This is a genomic window from Halomonas sp. TG39a, from assembly GCF_000744395.1.
GTDB lineage: Bacteria > Pseudomonadota > Gammaproteobacteria > Pseudomonadales > Halomonadaceae > Vreelandella > Vreelandella ventosae_B.
This window is the reverse complement of the sequence record NZ_JQLV01000001.1, coordinates 3,601,096-3,619,103: the sequence shown is the minus strand read 5'-3', so window position 1 is coordinate 3,619,103 and position 18,008 is coordinate 3,601,096. Positions and strand designations below refer to the sequence as shown.

Below are 18,008 nucleotides of genomic sequence, written 5' to 3'. Positions count from 1 at the left end.
GGATTGCGTGTGCCGCAGCAAGGCTTTCCCCGGCAATTACGGTTACTAAATGCTGGGGATTTTAGTCACGTGTTTGAGCAAGCCGACCTGAAAGTGCATGGCAAAGGTATGATGGCGTTAGTCCGCTTGAGTACTCGGGGACATCCCCGCCTTGGACTGGTGGTCAGCAAAAAAAATGTTAAACGCGCCGTAGATCGCAACCGTTTCAAGCGTCTGGTTCGAGAATCCGTTCGCCTTCGTCAACATCACTTACCCTCTGTGGATATAGTGGTGCTTGCTCGACGCGGCGTTCAGGATATCGACAACGACACCTTGCATCGCCAGTTATACGGCATGTGGAAGCGACTTCAGCGTGACGCACAGGCGGTGATCGCAGCACCAACGCCTAAGCGTGACACGTGACCTTTGGTGCACCTCTCGCCGCTCGACCTCGGCCTGCCAACTGGCAGGCTTTCGTGTGTCAAGAGTCGAGTAAATGACACTGCGCCATTAGCATGTTCACCACCCAGCGGGCAGAACCCTCATGGACGTAAAACGACTTTTATTACTGATTCCACTAGCCGTACTCGCCTACTTGCTAGTCGTCCAGTGGAATCAGGATTACGGGCAACCGAATTACGATTCAGTGCCTGAAACAACCCAACGCAGCAATTCAGCGTCTCCTAGCAATGGTGAAGATCAAGAGGGCGGCTTAGCGGTTCCGAGCACGTCATCACCGCAAAACGCCGTTGATGAAGGTATCCCTGATACCGAAAGCGAGACGTCAAGCCGCGACTTCATTGCGGTTACAACCGATGTTCTCGATGTACGCATTGATCCACACGGGGGCGATATTGTTTATGCAGCGTTACCGCAGCACAAACTATCCCTCGATTCAGACCGTAACTATGTCCTGCTGTCCGATAATAGCAGCCGCAGCTACGTGGCTCGTTCCGGCCTCCAGCTCGACGGTCAAGCCAGTCGTATCACCTTTACGCCAGAAAACTCCGAGTATCGTTTAGGCGATAATGATGACGAGCTAAGCGTTGACCTAACCGCCGATGTTAACGGCGTAGAGGTCATTAAACGGCTTACTTTTGAGCGCGGTAGCTATGCGGTCAACGTCAATCACTACCTGGCCAATAATACCGACGCACCCGTCAGCGCGCGCTTTATTGGCCAGTTGGCACGCGACAATAGCCCTGATCCGTCAAGCGGTGTCTCGATGGGGATGAAATCCTATTTGGGCGCCGCTTACTCAACGCCTGATGCGCGCTATGAGAAGATCGACTTTGAAGATATTCAAGGTAGCAACTTTGAAAATCGTGAAGCACAAGGTGGCTGGATAGCGATTATTCAACACTACTTTGTGTCAGCGTGGGCGCCCCAGCAGGATCAACAAAATCTTTACTACGTCACCACAGACTCCAGTAACCGTAACGTCGTCGCCTTTGCTGGCCCCACAAGTACGGTTGCAGCCGATAGTGAAGCGACGCTGGGCGCTACCCTCTATATGGGGCCAAAAGTGCAGGATTACCTGGAGCAGGTCGCTCCCAATCTGCGCTTAACCGTTGATTACGGTTGGTTATGGTTCATTGCTAACCCGCTGTTTTGGCTGCTGGATCACATCCATGAAATCGTCGGCAACTGGGGTTGGTCGATTGTCCTATTGACCGTACTGGTCAAGACGGTGCTTTTCCCGCTTTCCGCCAAAGCTTACAAATCCATGGGTCGGATGCGTAAACTCGGCCCGGAAATGCAGCGCCTGAAAGAGATGTATGGCGACGATCGGCAAAAAATGTCCCAAGAGATGATGAAGTTCTACCAGAAGGAGAAGATTAATCCACTGGGGGGCTGTTTGCCTATTGTGATCCAGATGCCCGTTTTCATCGCGCTCTACTGGATGCTGCTGGAGTCGGTTGAACTTCGCCACGCACCGTTTATTTTCTGGATTCAGGATCTATCGGTGAAGGATCCCTACTTCATTCTGCCGATTCTGATGGGCATTTCGATGTTCGTTCAGCAGATGCTCAACCCGACGCCTCCCGATCCTATGCAGGCGAAGATCATGAAGATGCTACCCATCATCTTTACGTTCTTCTTCCTGTGGTTCCCAGCGGGTCTGGTTATCTACTGGGTGGTTAACAACATCATTTCGGTGGCGCAGCAGTACTACATTACGCGCAAAATCGAAAACGACCCAAGCATCGGCAAAGGCATGAAAACCAAATAAGTCCGCCGTTTGAGTAACACCTTCAGACCCCCGCCCTGTGCGGGGGTCTGGCGTTTTAAGGTCGACAAACTCACACTATGACGACTATTCAACTGATACTTCAGCCAATTAACAAAGAGATTCACCATGGCCGAACGCCTTTACACCCCTGACACCATTACGGCACTGGCAACCCCTCCTGGGCGCGGCGGGGTAGGCATTATACGCGTTTCAGGCCCTGCCTGCCGCGAGATCGCTGAAGCCATGGTTGGGCACTGCCCTAACCCGCGATTCGCTCACTACGGCCCTTTTCAGGGCACTGAAGGCAGCATTGATGAAGGTATCGCGCTGTTCTTTAATGGCCCTCACTCGTTTACCGGTGAAGACGTACTGGAACTCCAGGGGCATGGCGGCCCGATTATCATGGACATGCTGCTGGAGCGCTGTGTGGCTCTGGGTGCCCGTTTGGCACGGCCAGGGGAGTTTTCCGAGCGGGCGTTTTTAAACGATAAGCTCGACCTGGCCCAGGCGGAAGCAATTGCCGATCTCATCGATGCCACCTCACGCTCAGCAGCAGAAAACGCCGTACGCTCATTACAGGGCGAATTCTCGAAGCGCGTCTCTGCGCTGGTGGAGCGGCTGATCGAACTACGCGTCTACGTAGAAGCGGCAATCGACTTCCCCGAAGAGGAGATCGACTTTCTAGCCGACGGCCATGTGGCTCAGCATTTAAGCAGCGTCCAGCAAGCGCTGAGTGACGTACGCCAGGCCGCAGGCCAAGGCGCACTGCTTCGTGAAGGGATGAGCGTGGTCATCGCAGGAAGACCTAATGCGGGTAAGTCGAGCCTGCTTAATGCGCTGACCGAACAAGATACCGCCATTGTCACGGATATCGCTGGCACGACCCGGGATGTACTCCGCGAACATATCCATATCGACGGTATGCCGCTGCATATTATCGATACTGCTGGGCTGCGCGATACGCCCGATGCAGTTGAGAAAATAGGTGTCGCCCGGGCATGGGCCGAGATAGAGAAAGCCGATCGGGTACTGCTACTGGTAGATGCCAGCACCACTGCCTCCACCGACCCGATGGCCATCTGGCCAGAGTTCGTTGCTCGCTTGCCTGACCAGGCACGTTTAACCCTGGTGCGGAATAAAATCGATACCAGTGCCGAACCGGCGGGCATTGATTTATCCACAACTCCGCCAACGCTACGCTTATCCGCCAAAACCGGGGTGGGTGTGGATAACTTAAAAACTCACCTGAAAGACGTGATGGGCTTTGCCACCACCACTGAGGGCCGCTTCTCAGCCCGCCGACGGCATCTGGACGCCCTAGATCGCGCCATGGCAGCCCTTGATACCGGTCGTGCTCAGCTCGACGGCTATGGCGCGGGCGAACTGCTCGCGGAGGATTTACGCGACGCACAACAGGCTTTAGGCGAGATCACCGGCGAATTCAGTGCCGATGATTTATTGGGTGAGATCTTTGGCAGTTTTTGTATCGGTAAATAATAGAGCGGCTCAATATCTCTCTACTCCCCCACCCACCAATCCGCCTGGTAGCGGCTATCGGCGCCAAGCAGTGGACAAATCTCCGCCATCGCAGTTGCCAAACGTTGATCCAACCCCCATGGCGGATTAACCACCAGCATACCGCTACCGAACATGCCGTGAGCCTGCTCTCCAGGTTCACGCAACAGCAACTCGCTGCGCCATATCTTACGTATTCCGCTCTCTTTGAGGCTGGTTAATAAGGTGTGATGATGGCCGGCTGGCAACAGCGGATACCAAATCAATACCACTCCGTGGCGCGCTTTCTCCAGCGTATAAGCCACTGTCTCGGCAACTTCCTGATACTCCACTTTCCGCTCGTAACTGGGGTCGATCAGGACACATAGCCGCGGCGATGTAACGGGCAGCATCCCCATTAGCCCCATCAGCCCATCGCCAAACACGCGCTGCGCTTGAGGCGATAACCCTTGACCACTTAGCTGCTCATGCTCACCGGGATGCAGTTCAAATAGCCGCAGATGATCCTGCTCACGCAATGAATGACTGAGCCACCAGGGAGACCCTGGGTAGTGGGTCAGTGTCTCTGGCGTAGGTTGAGCGCTTGTTAGCACTGCTTGCCACCCGCTTAGCAGCCCGTCACTAAACCCCGTGTGGGCTTGCCAGAGCGGCCATACACCCTGTCGATACTCTTGCAAGCGCTGAGTCTCTTGAGCATTCAGAGGATAGAGGCCTCGCCCCGCATGAGTATCGACATATGTAATAGCTGTTTTTTTACGTAATAAGTAATCAATCACCGCGTAAAGCGTTAGATGTTTATGTACATCGGCAAAATTACCGGCATGATAAGCATGTTGATAAGACAGCATGGAAACTCATCGGCAAATGAATGAAAAAAAGCCCGCTACATGAGCATAGCGGGCTTTGAGCAGCAATAGCCAGATTAGTTAGCTTTAGCGCGAATCTTAACCTTGGCCATTGCCAGTGGGGGTTAGGGTAATTTCTACCCGGCGGTTCTGAGCGCGTCCCTGTTCATTATCGTTGCTGGCGACTGGCTGAGTGGCGCCATACCCAGAGGTGTTAAGTCGCGAAGATGAAACTCCATTTTGGGTTAAGTAGTTACCCACGGATTGAGCACGACGCTCAGACAATCGCTGGTTATAGCTCGCATCCCCGGTGCTATCGGTGTGGCCGGCAATATTGACGCGAGTGTCTTGGTACTCGGTGAGTACATTAGCGACTTCGTTAAGAGAGCTGCGTGCTTCGCTGGTAAGATCGGCAGAATCAAAGCCAAAGGTCACGCCGCTGGGCATGTTGAGCACAATATCGTCGCCACGGCGGTCAATTTCAATGCGTGAACCTTGCAGGTTGTCTCGCAGTTGCTGCTCTTGGCGATCCATATAGACACCAATGCCAGCACCCGCTGCTGCGCCCACGGCAGCACCAATTAGTGCACGGTCACGGCGGCTGGTGCTGCCATCACCAGACAGAGCACCTGCAGCAGCCCCCACGGCGGCACCAATCCCGGTGCCCATAGCGGTGCTAGAGCGCTGCGTTTGGCCACCGTAAGGATCCGATGTAGCGCAACCGGCCAGTAGAATAGCAGCCGCCAACGGTGTCAGTAGTCGAGAAATACGCATCACTCACTCCTTGTAAGTCGTCAAGCTTGATGGTTCAAGTCTGTTATTTCAGAAAAAAGAATTTCTGTAGATTGCTGGTCAATCATCGCTGATCAAAGCTAGCAACTCATTCAAGAATAATAGACCTTGAGGCGATGCACGCAGTTTTTCAGGCATTTGCATCAAAAGTCCTTTTTTCTCGGCAGATTGTAAATGCGTGAGTAACATTGCAGGCGCTTCACCGGAGTTAGCACTCCATGTCTCAAGCGACACCCCGTCGGTGAGCCGTAAAGCGTTCATGGCAAACTCCAACGGTAGCTCATCCGATTTTATCGGCTGTTTACCGGCTATAAAGCCACGCAGATCATCTACGCGCTTTAGATAGGCGTCTGGCTGGCGAGTTTTCCAGCGCCGTTCAATGTGCCACTCCCCATTTGAGTCAATACGGCTAAGCTTGCCATGGGCACCAGCGCCAATCCCCAGGTAGTCACCAAACTGCCAGTAGTTAAGGTTATGCCTACTCTGATGATCAACACGGGCGTAAGCCGAAATTTCATAACGCATGAACCCGGCATCTTCCAGGAGTTGATGACCATTGTCCTGGATATCCCAAAGTGCCTCTTCTTCAGGCAACGTGGGTGGGTGGGAGTGAAAGGCCGTATTCGGCTCAAGGGTCAACTGATACCAAGAGAGGTGTTCAGGCGCTAATGCCAGCGCTTGGGCAATATCATCCATCGCTAACTGAGGCGTTTGGCCGGGCAAACCGTGCATAAGGTCAATGTTGATATTGGTAAATCCCGCCTGGCGTGCTTGCGCTACCGCAGTGATCGCTTCATCTCCGCTATGAATACGCCCCAGGGCATGCAGCTGTGCAGGCTGAAAACTTTGAATCCCCAAAGAGAGACGGTTAATGCCCGCGTTGCGGTAACCAATAAAACGCGCTTGCTCAGTGGTACCTGGATTCGCTTCTAAGGTAATTTCTATATCATTCGCAAAGGGTAACCGGGCTTTGATCGCTTTCAATAATTGGTCATAAAACGCGGGCGAGAGCAAGCTAGGTGTCCCACCGCCTATAAAGATAGTCTGGATTTCTCGCCCAGCCGATAAGGCAAGATCTCCATCCAGGTCTTGTAACAACGCATCAAGATAAGCGGCTTCAGGTAAATCCCGTGGCGTAAAACCGTGCGTCCCCGGCTCATGAGAATTGAAATCACAGTACGGGCATTTACGTACACACCACGGCGTGTGGATATAGAGAGATAGCGGCGGCAGCGTATCAGCCATGTGCCACCTTCAGTAGCTCCACCAAGCCTTGCAGCGCACGTCCACGATGGCTAAGGCGATTTTTACTTTCGCTGGGTAGCTCGGCAACGCTCATGCCCTGATCGGGTAACCAAAAAAGCGGATCATAGCCAAATCCCTCCTTACCCCGAGGATGAGCTAGAATCTCGCCTTCCCAACTGCGTTGCACAATGACCGGCACCGGATCTTTCGGGTGGCGCAAATAAACCAGCACGCACCAGTAACGGCCACTACGTTGCCCCTCAGCACAGTCGCTTAATGCGGCTAACAGCGTCTGATTGTTTTTCTCATCGCTTCTGGGCTCACCGCCATACCGAGCGGAATAGATACCGGGCGCTCCGTTCAGTGCGTCCACTTCAAGCCCAGAATCGTCAGCTAATGCCGGTAATCCACTGACGCGACTCGCTTCACGCGCTTTTAATAGCGCATTTTCAACGAAGGTGAGCCCCGTTTCTTCCACATCAGTGACGCCAAAATCTGCCTGTGGGCGCACATCGAACCCCAAAGGTGAAAGTAATTGGTTGAATTCTCTTAATTTTCCTGTGTTGCCACTGGCAAGAACAAGGGTATTGACGGCGGCCATAGTACGCACTCCAAACAGTAGAGCTGCAGTTTACGCGCTCACTGCTGGTATCAAAAGCCATCAAAATGTTACATAACGTATCTAATGATTAGGTAATTAATTTATTACTTAAATAACAATAAACATTTGTTAAATAACAATATTTTTAATATTAATGAAAATTTTGAAGGGATGAAAAATATTTTTACCATATATTTAATAACAAAACTTTACGAAACGTATCTTATGGTCAACACTTCAGTGGTTACCTGCTCACTCTTTCTTTCCACGAGGGCCACCCAATGTCGCAGGAAAAGTCTACCGGAACGGTGTATGTCGTTACCGAAAAAAGTCCCCAGGTTCAGTTGTTCGCTGAGTACTTGAACAAACACACCGGCTGTCAAATTAGTATCCATTCTCCTCATACAGCGTTACCTATTTCCGCATCGGGCAACTTGCTGATTCTCATTGACAGCGATCATATTGGCATTGATGCACTGCCAGAGTGGCAAGATAAGTTACCCGACACGTTAACTAAAACTCCCCTAGCGGCCTTCAATATTCATGATATGGATCACGCCCTTGAAGCACTTTCGTGCGCTCAGTTAAAAGGCGTTTTTTATCGCAATGAAAGCCTTGAGGTAATTTGTAAAGGCATCCACTCGCTGCTTGAAGGGGAGCTGTGGATGTCACGAGATTTAATGGCGCGTTTGATTCTGTTTTATCGCAAATACCAAAGTAATGCTTTCCGCCCAGCCTGTGGACTGACTAACAGGGAGATGGAGATTATTTCACTGCTTAGTGCAGGCTCTTCTAATCAACAAATTGCCGAAAAGCTGTTTGTTAGTGAACACACCGTTAAGTCTCACCTTTACAACATTTTTCGCAAAATTAACGTCCACAACCGCATTCAGGCCCTCAACTGGATTCATCAAAACTTGGGGCCAATTCTGCCCAATATTGAAACCGCGCGTAGCCTGCAACGCCACCGTTAAAGCCAAAACGCAAGGGTAGCTGTCATGCCATCAATACGCCGTTTGACCATCGGCTCTTTAACCATAGCGATGTGGATCATGTCGTCTTTAGTACTGGCCAACGAGCCAGTTCCTTCGGACGAAGCGTTGCCCGCTAACGAACAAGCGGCCATCGACGCGATTAATCAGCTCTCAAGCCCTGATGGGCCTGAAGTGCGCGGCAACGCTAACGGGGGAAGTGAGCTGACTGGCGTCATGGTAGACCGCACGATCACCATGGCCGGTAAAACCTTTTATCGTGCCTTTAGCCAACGGGCGATGGATAACCTGATTATTGGCAATGCCACCATCACCATTAAAGAGCGCCCAGATGCCCGCTGGGGTAGCCAAATATGGGTAATGGAAGGCAATCGTATGTATTTCCGCACACAGCTCTCCCCAAGAATAAATGAAGCCGATAGGGCGGCTGGGGAAGCCGTGCAGACCGTCGAAAGAGCACTGATTGAACGGCAAATATCCGCAGCGGTGTCTTCCGACAAAGACTTGGGAAAAGAGGAGATTTTCTAATGCAACCCATAAACAGAAATGGCTTAGTCGTAATGGGATTGGCCTTGGTGCTATCCGCAACAGTTCAAGCGGGTGATTTGATATACAAGCCACTGAACCCATCGTTTGGGGGTGATCCCTTTGTGGGCAGCTATCTATTAGGCAAAGCTCAAGCGCAGGATACAAATACCGATTCCAGAAATAGCCGAGCAACGCCCACTTCCGCTACCGAAAGATTACTACAAAGTTTAGAGAGTCGGCTCATCTCTCAATTAATAGCGGATGTCAGTTCGGGCGATGTTAGCGAAGGAAGTTTTGATAGTGATGAGTTCGGCGTGGTGGTTAGCGACAATGGCGGACAATTAGTAGTGAGGGTAGTCGATAAGTTAACAGGGGATGTAACCGAAATAAGCGTGGGTGGCCTGTTCAACCCTTAAAACAAAAAAATAACTCACAAAATATTTTTCGTCATCTCAGGGGAACACCATGAAAATTATCGCATCACTTATCGTCGCTAGTTTACTAAGCGGCTGCGCCGGCATGGTCGCTACATCGGAAAATTTAGAAGGTGCAGACGCAACGCTTACCCCCCGTGGAGCTACCTACCAAGATTTAATTTCACTCCCCCCCACAGCTGGGCAAATTTTTGTGTCTGTTTATGACTTTCGCGATCAAACAGGCCAATACCGCCCTGCGCCTGCAAGTACTTTTTCAACCGCTGTCACCCAAGGTGCGGCAGCAATGCTGACCGGTGCGCTGGCGGATTCAGGCTGGTTTATACCGCTTGAGCGTGTCGGTTTACAAAACCTGCTTACCGAAAGACGCATTATACGCGCTGAATTTGAACGCTTTGGCCAGCCCGATACGTTGCCATCGCTGCGTGCTGCCTCGGTGATGCTGGAAGGCGGTATTATCGCCTACGAATCCAACGTGCGCACTGGCGGCGCTGGCGCTGAGTATTTTGGTATTGGTGCTTCAGGGCAGTACCAAGTTGACCAGGTAACGGTCAATTTACGCGCGGTTGAAATATCCACCGGCGAAGTACTGGCTAACGTAACCACAACGAAAACGATCTACTCGAAAGAGATGCGAGCGGGTGTCTATCGTTTTATTGATTTTCGTCGTTTGCTAGAGGCCGAAGTAGGTCTTACCACGAATGAGCCTGTACAGTTGGCGGTCATGTCAGCGATTGAGTCGGCGGTTATTCATCTTATCGCCAGAGGCGTTGAAAACCGACTGTGGAACCTCGCACCAGGTACGAATATTCAAGATACTGTACTTAATGACTACCTAAATTCCCCAACACCCATGCTTTAATATTTCTTATATAAAAAAGTAACAACGGCCACATTAAAAGTGGCCGTTGCATACGTAAGCAATACCTAAAGTGACTAAAAAACTAATTCTCTTATGGCGATTTTAATAGTTATTATTGTTTTAATAATTGTTAAAAAAACAATAGTCATCTCAAAAAAATTCGCTATGGTTAATTTCTAAAAACAAGCCAAACTCAACGCATGAATACAAACTGATACGAAAAGTTTCAAAAGGCAAAATATGAAAACGTTCAGTTACCATAAGCACATGCGAATCTATTTTACTGCGTTAGTGGCCGCTATTTCTTTAACCAACGCTTCCACCTTATTAGCCGCTGGTAATGACTTTACACGTTTGTCTGAAGAAAACGCACGAATAACTCAATATGCAGCAGGTACATACCATAACAATCTATTAAAAAGTAACGTTAGCATTATTAGTCAAAATGGCAATGACAACCAAGCTAATGTTACACAGTCTCGCTCAGCGAGTTATCAAATGGGTAACATCGCCTATATCTATCAAAATGGATATAACAATCAAGCCAGTATTTCTCAAAATAATGGCGCTAACATTGGTTTAGTGAAACAGGTAGGTTCAAATCACGTCGCGAATATAAGTCAAACTGGCGGCCAATTTGAAATTAAAGCGCAAGTAACTCAATTTGGACAAAATAGTGATATTGCTCTTTCTCAATCGGGCAGTGGCCTTCGCAGCATAAGTGTCGAACAACAAAATTATTCGGGCTATGCGCGGCCGGTCACTATCGATACCAACTGAGTCGCATCCAGCTTCTCAGTTAAAACCAAAGCAAGTAGATCGAAACCAAGGGGAAACACCATGAAAACTCAAATTACTACTATCGCTGCCGCCATTGCTCTAGTCAGCGCGTTCTCAGCTTCTGCTGATCCACGAGACTACCAAGACTCAACTACAACGCCTAATGCGAACACTACGACTGAGCCCGTGTTCGATGCGCAATTGGATATTCGCTCTGGATTAAATGGGTTTGACCGTGATCAGACACGTACCTCATTAATCGTTCAAGCTGGTAATGATAACGCAGCTGAAACTACCCAAGGCGGTAGCCAACAATACTCACGTGTTGGACAGGTGGGTGATGATAACACTTCGTCGGTATACCAAACCGGTGCACAGCATGAATCAATTGTTTACCAAATTGGTACTGGCAATGATGCATCTGTCACCCAATTAAGAGGGGAGTTAAATGATTCTTATATTTCTCAAGAAGGCCATAACAATAGCGCTAAAGTGCTGCAAGTAAAGAACTCCAATTTCAGCGACTCTATCATTGAGCAAACTGGTGATGGCAACTCAGCTGATGTTTACCAAGCATTTAGCACCGATGAAACCTGGAGTTTAGTAAGCCAAAACGGATATGACAACGAGGCGAATGTAATCCAGCTCAATGCTGACCTAAGCGCATCTTACATTTATCAAGAAGACGATGGCCATGTGGCTACTGTGGGTCAGTATGGTATGGAGAACGTATCTACTATCCGTCAAAATGCGAGTGCCGCATCAGCAACACATCTGCAATATGGCAACGGCAACTCTGCTATCTCCACTCAGTGGTAACTCACTGAGTACAAGCAAACCGCCCCAACGGGGGCGGTTTTTTATTGCTGAAAGAGAGCAAAAAATTAACGAATCATCAACGTCAGTGTTCCCCCTGCCCCCTGAGTCGATGAACGCGACCGGTTACTGCCTTTTTGAATATCGACTTCCAGCCGCTCATCATCACTTAACAGTTTTACCGTGCCTTCCAGCTCCGTGCCAGTAAAGGTGTACTCAGCAGGTACTGTTCCGCTCTCTTCAACGTGCTCGGTGGTTTCTCCTTCGTGGGTAATCCGCCAGTGGGCGGAAAACTCAGCGCCCGGTGAACCGCTCATAGTGATGTGGATCTGAGTCATGTCCTGCTCCTGAGGCGACTGTGCAGCCAGCGGGAAGCAGGTTAGCAGCCCCGCTGCGCAGATCACGTATCGCCAAGCCGTTGGTCGTGTCATGAGTGTAGCTCTCTAACATAAGAGCCGCTCAAGGTGAGCGGCTCTTGCAGTATAGCGGGCTTTTAGTTACTTGCCGTTACATAACGGCAAAGGCTTTTTCTGCAGCGTCCAGGGTGAACTGAATATCTTCTGGAGTGTGGGCGCTGGACATAAAACCTGCCTCGTAGGCAGAAGGCGCCAAGTAAACGCCATGATCAAGCATCGCACCAAAAAAGCGCCGGAAGGCATCCGGGTTACAGGCGGTGGCTTGAGCAAAGTTATCCACACGGCTTTGCGAAGTAAAGAAGAGCCCAAACATGCCACCTGCCGACTGCGTCATCATCGGCACCCGTGCCGCATTGGCTCGCTCCTGAAGCCCCGTACACAGGGTGTTAACCCGCTGGGTGAGCGCATCGTGGAAGCCTGGTACCTGCAGTTTGGTCAGCAGCGCCACACCCGCCGCCATGGCCAGCGGATTACCCGACAATGTGCCCGCTTGATAAACCGGTCCCAGGGGCGAAATATTTTGCATTATCTCGCGCTTGCCGCCGAAGGCGCCCACGGGCATGCCACCGCCAACTATTTTTCCCAAGCAGGTTAGGTCGGGCACTATGCCGTAGTGGGCCTGGGCACCGCCCAATGCCACGCGAAAACCGGTCATCACTTCGTCAAAAATCAGCACGCTACCGTGCTCGTTACATACCCGGCGCAGGGTTTCCAAAAAGCCCGGCTGAGGCGGAATACAGTTCATATTGCCAGCAACGGGTTCAACGATAATGCAGGCAATTTGATCGCCAATCTCGCTAAAACACGCTTCTACCCCTTCAGGGTCGTTAAACGACAGGGTAATGGTGTGTTCAGCCAGCGAGGCGGGTACACCCGGTGAGCTGGGCTCGCCGTGGGTGAGGGCGCCAGACCCCGCTTTTACCAGCAATGAATCGGAGTGGCCGTGGTAGTTGCCTTCAAATTTAACGATCTTATCCCGGCCGGTGGTACCCCGTGCCAGGCGTATCGCCGACATGGTGGCTTCGGTGCCAGAACTGGTCATGCGCACCATATCCATGGAGGGGATCATCTCGCAGATCAAATCCGCCATGGTGGTTTCGACAGCGGTAGGGGTACCAAAAGACAAGCCGTTATCTAATCGCGCACGCACGGCTGCCAGTACGTCCTGATCAGCATGCCCGGTGATCATTGGCCCCCAGGAGCCGACATAATCCACGTAACGATTGCCTTCCACGTCAAACAGAAAGGCACCCTGGGCGCGCTCCATAAAGACCGGCGGACGGTGTAACCCTTTAAACGCTCGGACAGGTGAGTTCACCCCGCCCGGTATATGGCGACTGGCAAGATCAAACAGTTCAGCTGATGTAGTCATGGCATCCTCTCGGTCAATGGCATACAGAAGATAGGATTAAAAACGGACAGCCCGTGATAAACGATGCGGCAAACACTGTCCACTGGGCGGTTGAAAGCCGTGAGACAAACTTTGCCAAGTAAAGTGCTGCGCCTGCTCACAAGCAGTTGGTAAGCGCTCACCAACTGCAAGACGTGCAGTAAGCGCCGATGCCAGCGTGCAGCCAGAACCATGAAAGCGTTCAGGCAAACGTGGCCACTGCCACTGGCGAGTGGTATCGGGCGAGTGCAGGGTGTGCACTACCTGCTGATCGTTACCGGGCAGCGGCTCATCTGTAGCGGTTACCAGGATTGCTTGGCACCCCTGTGACATCAGTACCACCGCGCGCGCGGTATCATCAAAAGGAGTAATGATATCGGGGGTAAGTTGGGCCAACTCAGCGCGATTGGGGGTTAAGATATCCACAAGCGGTAGCAAGCGATCAATAAACAATTGACGCAAAGCGGGTGTGGATAACTCAGTTCCGCCACCGGCCTTAAAGACCGGATCGGCCACCACGGGAATACCTGGAAAACGGCGAATGATTTGCTCCGCAGCGCGCAGAGTATCTTCGTCAGCGAGTAGACCAATCTTAATCGCCGCGATCTGCATCTCGCTAATTGCCTCGGCCATTTGGCGCATCGCGGTCGGCTCAGCAGGAATCACGCGGGTCACATTATGACAATTCTGTACCGTCAGCGCAGTGGGAATTGTTACCGCCCAACCACCACAGGCCGCAATGGCTTCACTGTCGGCAATTAACCCTGCGCCACCAGTCGGGTCATGCCCGGCAAGTACCAACACCACGGGAGGAAGCGGTTGGCGCATCAAAAGGGCTTCACAACGGCAAGCAGAATAATTGCCACCAGCGCAATCACCGGCGCTTCGTTAAACCAGCGGAAAAACACATGGCCTTTGGTACAGCGATCCTGGGCAAACTGCTTCAAATAGATCAAACAAACGTGATGATAGGCGATCAGCAACACCACTAACGCCAGCTTGGCGTGCATCCAACCCTGGCTAAACCATTCGGGCACCAGATAGAGCATCCAGCCACCAAAAATAAGCACCGCTATCATCGACGGCGTCATGATGCCACGGTAAAGCTTACGCTCCATGGTTTTGAAATAGCTAATGGCCTGTTCGTCGCCGTTATCCCGCGCAGTGGCGTGATACACATACAGCCTTGGTAAATAGAACAACGCGGCAAACCAGGTCACTACGGCCATTAAGTGAATAGCCTTCACCCATAGATACATTGTCGCTCCTTAATGTGATGAATCCTTCTCACGTGCATCATTCTCTTGCAGATCATTGTCAGGAAGGTCGGCGCTACGGGGATCTGTGTAATGATAATAACGCTCAATGGCGCCACGGGTGATAATACCTGAAATACGCCGCTGCTTCGGGCGATAACCGTGCACAACGTAGAGCGCTCCCAGGGCGCCATCCTGAAGTTTTAGAAACGCTTCGGAAAGCGTCGCCTGTAAACCAATCGGCGCCAGCTCCAAACGCTGCCCAGGGATTTCCAGTAGGTCAATCAGCTCATCCGCAGGCGGCTCTTCTCCCTCTAGCGCCTCATCGTGTTCCAGCAGCCAGCGCGCCAACTCAGCAGCTTTGAGCCCCAGCACCGGTTTTTGTTCGCTCGAGCGTTCAATCACCAGCCAGACAGGGTTAGTTTCGAGTAGCTGCCGGGCCTTTTCAGGGGTAATCATTCGCTCAGTACGCACCAGTTGCCGCTCCATCACCGCCGGCACCGAAACCCGTGAGAGTGCCTGCATCAACGGTTGTTGAAGCGGATGCAGCCCGTAGCGTACCGTGCTGATAAAAAACCCTTCACAGCCGGTCAATTGACGCGAGGTCAAACACGCCACCACCACCGCCAACATTCCAGGCAGCATGATACTCGGCGTGTGGGTTAACTCCAAAAGCGCCATTAGCGCAGCCAGAGGCGCTTGTAGCACCGCCCCCATCATCGCGGCCATACCTAGCATTGCGTATATACCTGGGTCGGCGGCTTTAGCTGGCCAAAGCCACCCCCCCAGCAAACCAAACAGCGCGCCCGTGGCAGCCCCCACTACCAGTACCGGGCCAATAATACCGATGGGAACGCCCCCGGCAACGGTCAACGCGGTAATCAGCAGTTTGGCAATCATCAGCGCCAGCAGTACTTTAATTTCCAACTGATTATTGAGTGCCGCCGCCACGCTGTCATAGCCGATGCCTTGAATCTGAGGGAACCACCAGGCCACCGCGCCCGTTGCCACGCCCACTAATCCAAGCCGCACCCAAAGCGGCCACTGAATAATCCGCTGACTGCGTGAAATATGGATAAACAGACCGGCGAGTAAGCCAATTACCAGCCCTGTGACCACAATCCAGGGCAAGTTAACAAGCGAGCCAAGCGCTATCTCAGGAATGCGGAAGGCAGGTTCATTACCGTAGGCCAACTGCGCCACCAGCGCCCCCATGGTCGAGGCCAAGATGACAGGCATAAAGCTCATCAAGGTGTACTCCATCATCACCACTTCCATGGCGAAGATCACCCCCGCAATAGGCGTATTAAAGGAGGCAGAAATGCCCGCTGCGGTACCGCACGCCACGAGAACTCTCAGGCTATTATTAGGTAACCGCATTTGCTGGCCGAGTCCGCTGGACGCCGCTGCTCCCAAGTGAATCGCCGGACCTTCACGACCCGCGGAGAGACCACCTAGCACCACGAGCACCCCAACCCACCACTGATTTAGCCAGTTGCGTAACGGAAAACGGCCTTGATGGTAGGTCAGCCGCTCAATGACATGGCCAACCCCCAGCTTGCGCGCTGCCGGTTTTTGCCGGTAAAGCAGTACACCCACTAACGTAACCGCCAATATGGGTAGCAGCGCGCGCAGCCAAGGCGCCATACTTTCAAACGCCTCGGGGTCACCATTCGTCATATAGAGGGCGGCGCCCGCTTCCAGCAGTAGTCGAAACGCCACCATCACAGCACCGGTAATAATCCCCGAGACAAGGCCCAGCAAACAAAGTTGCGGCAAGGCGTCGACGTTGGCCAACTGGCGACGAAAACTCTCTAAGGTAAAATCCGATCGGGAAAAACGCGCCACAGCGACCTTCCTGGTTATCAGTTCTAGTGTTCTTATCTCTACACTCCCTTGTGTATCATAGACCGCTAAGCTTCGACAGCGCGCAGCAATCCGCTTAGGCTGTAATAACTGAAGCTAATGTGAAAACCGTTCTGCGGAACCCGCAAGGAGTGATTTGTGATTAAGGTCGGCATTGTTGGCGGTACCGGTTACACCGGCGTTGAATTACTGCGGCTACTCGCCCAACACCCCCACGTCAACGTCGCCATGATTACCTCGCGCTCGGAAACGGGCGTCAAAGTGTGCGATATGTACCCCAACCTACGCGGCCATTACGACACCCTGGCGTTTAGCGAGCCGGATGCAAAACAGCTAGGCGCCATGGACGCGGTATTTTTTGCCACCCCCCACGGCGTTGCCCACGCTCTGGCGGGGGAGCTACTCGAAAATGGCACTCGGGTGATTGATCTATCGGCCGACTTCCGGCTACGCGATGCCGACGAGTGGAGCCGCTGGTACGGTCAGGCCCATGGCGCCCCGGAATTGTTGCAAGAGGCGGTCTACGGGCTGCCGGAAATGCACCGGGAGAAAATCAAAAACGCACGTTTAATTGCGGTTCCCGGTTGCTACCCCACCAGCGTTCAGTTGGGCTACCTGCCGCTTCTGGAAGCGGGTTTGATCGACCCAAGCCAACTCATTGCTGACTGTAAATCCGGCGTTACCGGCGCAGGCCGCGGCGCTAAAGTGGGTTCACTGCTTGCCGAAGCCAGCGAGTCGATGAAGGCCTACGGCGCCTCGGGCCACCGCCACCTGCCGGAAATTAGCCAGGGGCTTAGGGATATCCAGCAATCTGCGGTTGGTTTAACCTTTGTGCCCCACTTAACGCCGATGATTCGCGGTATTCACTCCACCCTTTACGGCCAGCTAACTGCTGACCCCGGTGATCTGCAGGCACTCTTTGAGCAGCGCTATGCCAACGAACCCTTTGTCGATGTAATGCCTGCGGGAAGCCACCCTGAAACGCGCAGTGTCAAAGGCATCAACACCTGCCGCTTGGCAGTGCACCGACCTAACAATGGCAACACGGTTGTCGTGCTATCGGTGATTGATAACCTAGTCAAAGGCGCTTCCGGCCAGGCGATTCAAAACCTCAACCTGATGTTCGGTTTTGACGAGAACACCGGCCTAACTGCACCGGCCCTGATGCCTTAGGAGGATGTGCTTAAGCCAATCACATGGTGCGAGGACAGGTTGAAGCGAGGGTCTTTTTCCAGGGCCGGAATAATGTTCCCGGCATTTCCGCCATCCATGGCGGTCAGATGTCGAAAGTAGCGCCCATGGACGGGTTCACAGCGCCCTCGCGCAAACCTGTCCTCGCCACCGAGGGGATCGGTAGTTAACCTAGACATTCCTAACTAATTCCCAGCAATAGTTGACCAATTTGCTGGGAATTACCCATAATCACCCCCCAATGCCGATTTATTCGTTCTTTAAGCT

19 protein-coding genes are annotated in these 18,008 nt (G+C 52.2%); 10 read left to right on the top strand and 9 right to left on the bottom strand.

What is annotated here, in order from left to right:
- Nucleotides 1–9 precede the first annotated feature (9 nt).
- The 3 genes from rnpA (at nucleotide 10) to mnmE (ending at nucleotide 3,709) form a co-directional block, all read left to right on the top strand.
- Nucleotides 10–402, top strand: coding sequence for a ribonuclease P protein component (rnpA, locus tag U738_RS16275; RefSeq protein ID WP_081899120.1), 393 nt, complete (start codon nucleotides 10–12; stop codon nucleotides 400–402).
- A 121-nt stretch (nucleotides 403–523) separates the two neighbouring features.
- A complete protein-coding gene (gene yidC, locus U738_RS16270) occupies nucleotides 524–2,212 on the top strand; it encodes a membrane protein insertase YidC (protein WP_035582416.1) in 1,689 nt (562 codons plus the stop codon).
- 126 nt (nucleotides 2,213–2,338) lie between these two features.
- Nucleotides 2,339–3,709: a tRNA uridine-5-carboxymethylaminomethyl(34) synthesis GTPase MnmE gene (gene mnmE / locus U738_RS16265; protein ID WP_035582414.1), complete on the top strand. Its 1,371-nt coding sequence runs from the start codon at nucleotides 2,339–2,341 to the stop codon at nucleotides 3,707–3,709.
- Nucleotides 3,710–3,729: 20 nt separating this feature from the next.
- Here mnmE and U738_RS16260 read toward each other — a convergent pair whose 3' ends face one another.
- The 4 genes from U738_RS16260 to rdgB form a co-directional block, all read right to left on the bottom strand.
- A complete protein-coding gene (locus U738_RS16260) occupies nucleotides 3,730–4,575 on the bottom strand; it encodes a 23S rRNA (adenine(2030)-N(6))-methyltransferase RlmJ (RefSeq protein WP_035582412.1) in 846 nt (281 codons plus the stop codon).
- A 96-nt stretch (nucleotides 4,576–4,671) separates the two neighbouring features.
- On the bottom strand, nucleotides 4,672–5,346 hold the full coding sequence (locus U738_RS16255) for an OmpA family protein (RefSeq protein ID WP_035582409.1): 675 nt from the start codon (nucleotides 5,344–5,346) through the stop codon (nucleotides 4,672–4,674).
- 78 nt (nucleotides 5,347–5,424) lie between these two features.
- On the bottom strand, nucleotides 5,425–6,609 hold the full coding sequence (gene hemW / locus U738_RS16250; RefSeq protein WP_035582407.1) for a radical SAM family heme chaperone HemW: 1,185 nt from the start codon (nucleotides 6,607–6,609) through the stop codon (nucleotides 5,425–5,427).
- Nucleotides 6,602–7,210 carry an RdgB/HAM1 family non-canonical purine NTP pyrophosphatase gene (gene rdgB, locus U738_RS16245; RefSeq protein ID WP_035582406.1) on the bottom strand — a complete coding sequence of 203 codons (609 nt, stop codon included), beginning with the start codon at nucleotides 7,208–7,210 and terminating at the stop codon, nucleotides 6,602–6,604. Before rdgB ends, hemW begins: the two co-directional genes overlap by 8 nt.
- Before the next feature lie 281 nt (nucleotides 7,211–7,491).
- Here rdgB and U738_RS16240 point away from each other — a divergent pair, with 281 nt between their 5' ends.
- From U738_RS16240 to U738_RS16215, 6 genes are all read left to right on the top strand, one after another.
- Nucleotides 7,492–8,184: a response regulator transcription factor gene (locus U738_RS16240; RefSeq protein WP_027958498.1), complete on the top strand. Its 693-nt coding sequence runs from the start codon at nucleotides 7,492–7,494 to the stop codon at nucleotides 8,182–8,184.
- A gap of 24 nt (nucleotides 8,185–8,208) precedes the next feature.
- On the top strand, nucleotides 8,209–8,730 hold the full coding sequence (locus U738_RS16235; protein WP_035582405.1) for a CsgE family curli-type amyloid fiber assembly protein: 522 nt from the start codon (nucleotides 8,209–8,211) through the stop codon (nucleotides 8,728–8,730).
- Nucleotides 8,730–9,146: a curli assembly protein CsgF gene (locus U738_RS16230; RefSeq protein ID WP_035582403.1), complete on the top strand. Its 417-nt coding sequence runs from the start codon at nucleotides 8,730–8,732 to the stop codon at nucleotides 9,144–9,146. Before U738_RS16235 ends, U738_RS16230 begins: the two co-directional genes overlap by 1 nt.
- A gap of 49 nt (nucleotides 9,147–9,195) precedes the next feature.
- The gene (locus U738_RS16225) at nucleotides 9,196–10,026 is read left to right on the top strand and encodes a CsgG/HfaB family protein (RefSeq protein ID WP_022521038.1); all 831 of its coding nucleotides are present in this window, start codon (nucleotides 9,196–9,198) and stop codon (nucleotides 10,024–10,026) included.
- Between the two features lie 240 nt (nucleotides 10,027–10,266).
- Nucleotides 10,267–10,806 carry a hypothetical protein gene (locus U738_RS16220; protein ID WP_152561146.1) on the top strand — a complete coding sequence of 180 codons (540 nt, stop codon included), beginning with the start codon at nucleotides 10,267–10,269 and terminating at the stop codon, nucleotides 10,804–10,806.
- Nucleotides 10,807–10,866: 60 nt separating this feature from the next.
- Nucleotides 10,867–11,625: a hypothetical protein gene (locus U738_RS16215; RefSeq protein ID WP_035582400.1), complete on the top strand. Its 759-nt coding sequence runs from the start codon at nucleotides 10,867–10,869 to the stop codon at nucleotides 11,623–11,625.
- Nucleotides 11,626–11,690: 65 nt separating this feature from the next.
- Here U738_RS16215 and U738_RS16210 read toward each other — a convergent pair whose 3' ends face one another.
- From U738_RS16210 to U738_RS16190, 5 genes are all read right to left on the bottom strand, one after another.
- On the bottom strand, nucleotides 11,691–12,053 hold the full coding sequence (locus U738_RS16210) for a hypothetical protein (RefSeq protein ID WP_050714077.1): 363 nt from the start codon (nucleotides 12,051–12,053) through the stop codon (nucleotides 11,691–11,693).
- 76 nt (nucleotides 12,054–12,129) lie between these two features.
- The gene (gene hemL / locus U738_RS16205) at nucleotides 12,130–13,410 is read right to left on the bottom strand and encodes a glutamate-1-semialdehyde 2,1-aminomutase (RefSeq protein ID WP_035582399.1); all 1,281 of its coding nucleotides are present in this window, start codon (nucleotides 13,408–13,410) and stop codon (nucleotides 12,130–12,132) included.
- Between the two features lie 36 nt (nucleotides 13,411–13,446).
- The gene (gene thiD, locus U738_RS16200; RefSeq protein WP_035582397.1) at nucleotides 13,447–14,256 is read right to left on the bottom strand and encodes a bifunctional hydroxymethylpyrimidine kinase/phosphomethylpyrimidine kinase; all 810 of its coding nucleotides are present in this window, start codon (nucleotides 14,254–14,256) and stop codon (nucleotides 13,447–13,449) included.
- Nucleotides 14,256–14,687 carry a protoporphyrinogen oxidase HemJ gene (hemJ, locus tag U738_RS16195; protein ID WP_022521043.1) on the bottom strand — a complete coding sequence of 144 codons (432 nt, stop codon included), beginning with the start codon at nucleotides 14,685–14,687 and terminating at the stop codon, nucleotides 14,256–14,258. Before hemJ ends, thiD begins: the two co-directional genes overlap by 1 nt.
- A 9-nt stretch (nucleotides 14,688–14,696) precedes the next feature.
- Nucleotides 14,697–16,532: a chloride channel protein gene (locus U738_RS16190; RefSeq protein WP_035582395.1), complete on the bottom strand. Its 1,836-nt coding sequence runs from the start codon at nucleotides 16,530–16,532 to the stop codon at nucleotides 14,697–14,699.
- Between the two features lie 156 nt (nucleotides 16,533–16,688).
- Between U738_RS16190 and argC the strand changes: the two genes are divergently transcribed.
- Entirely contained in the window at nucleotides 16,689–17,723 is a 1,035-nt protein-coding gene (argC, locus tag U738_RS16185) for an N-acetyl-gamma-glutamyl-phosphate reductase (RefSeq protein WP_035582393.1), read from the top strand.
- Nucleotides 17,724–18,008 lie beyond the last annotated feature (285 nt).

Excerpts from the sequence above, each read along its gene's own strand:
- thiD (WP_035582397.1), bottom strand. The coding sequence starts at position 14,256 with ATGCGCCAACCGCTTCCTCCCGTGGTGTTGGTACTTGCCGGGCATGAC.
- U738_RS16260 (WP_035582412.1), bottom strand. The coding sequence starts at position 4,575 with ATGCTGTCTTATCAACATGCTTATCATGCCGGTAATTTTGCCGATGTA.
- hemW (WP_035582407.1), bottom strand. The coding sequence starts at position 6,609 with ATGGCTGATACGCTGCCGCCGCTATCTCTCTATATCCACACGCCGTGG.
- hemL (WP_035582399.1), bottom strand. The coding sequence starts at position 13,410 with ATGACTACATCAGCTGAACTGTTTGATCTTGCCAGTCGCCATATACCG.
- mnmE (WP_035582414.1), top strand. The coding sequence starts at position 2,339 with ATGGCCGAACGCCTTTACACCCCTGACACCATTACGGCACTGGCAACC.
- U738_RS16225 (WP_022521038.1), top strand. The coding sequence starts at position 9,196 with ATGAAAATTATCGCATCACTTATCGTCGCTAGTTTACTAAGCGGCTGC.
- U738_RS16255 (WP_035582409.1), bottom strand. The coding sequence starts at position 5,346 with ATGCGTATTTCTCGACTACTGACACCGTTGGCGGCTGCTATTCTACTG.
- U738_RS16220 (WP_152561146.1), top strand. The coding sequence starts at position 10,267 with ATGAAAACGTTCAGTTACCATAAGCACATGCGAATCTATTTTACTGCG.
- U738_RS16235 (WP_035582405.1), top strand. The coding sequence starts at position 8,209 with ATGCCATCAATACGCCGTTTGACCATCGGCTCTTTAACCATAGCGATG.
- U738_RS16210 (WP_050714077.1), bottom strand. The coding sequence starts at position 12,053 with ATGACACGACCAACGGCTTGGCGATACGTGATCTGCGCAGCGGGGCTG.
- rdgB (WP_035582406.1), bottom strand. The coding sequence starts at position 7,210 with ATGGCCGCCGTCAATACCCTTGTTCTTGCCAGTGGCAACACAGGAAAA.
- hemJ (WP_022521043.1), bottom strand. The coding sequence starts at position 14,687 with ATGTATCTATGGGTGAAGGCTATTCACTTAATGGCCGTAGTGACCTGG.
- U738_RS16240 (WP_027958498.1), top strand. The coding sequence starts at position 7,492 with ATGTCGCAGGAAAAGTCTACCGGAACGGTGTATGTCGTTACCGAAAAA.
- U738_RS16230 (WP_035582403.1), top strand. The coding sequence starts at position 8,730 with ATGCAACCCATAAACAGAAATGGCTTAGTCGTAATGGGATTGGCCTTG.
- U738_RS16215 (WP_035582400.1), top strand. The coding sequence starts at position 10,867 with ATGAAAACTCAAATTACTACTATCGCTGCCGCCATTGCTCTAGTCAGC.
- yidC (WP_035582416.1), top strand. The coding sequence starts at position 524 with ATGGACGTAAAACGACTTTTATTACTGATTCCACTAGCCGTACTCGCC.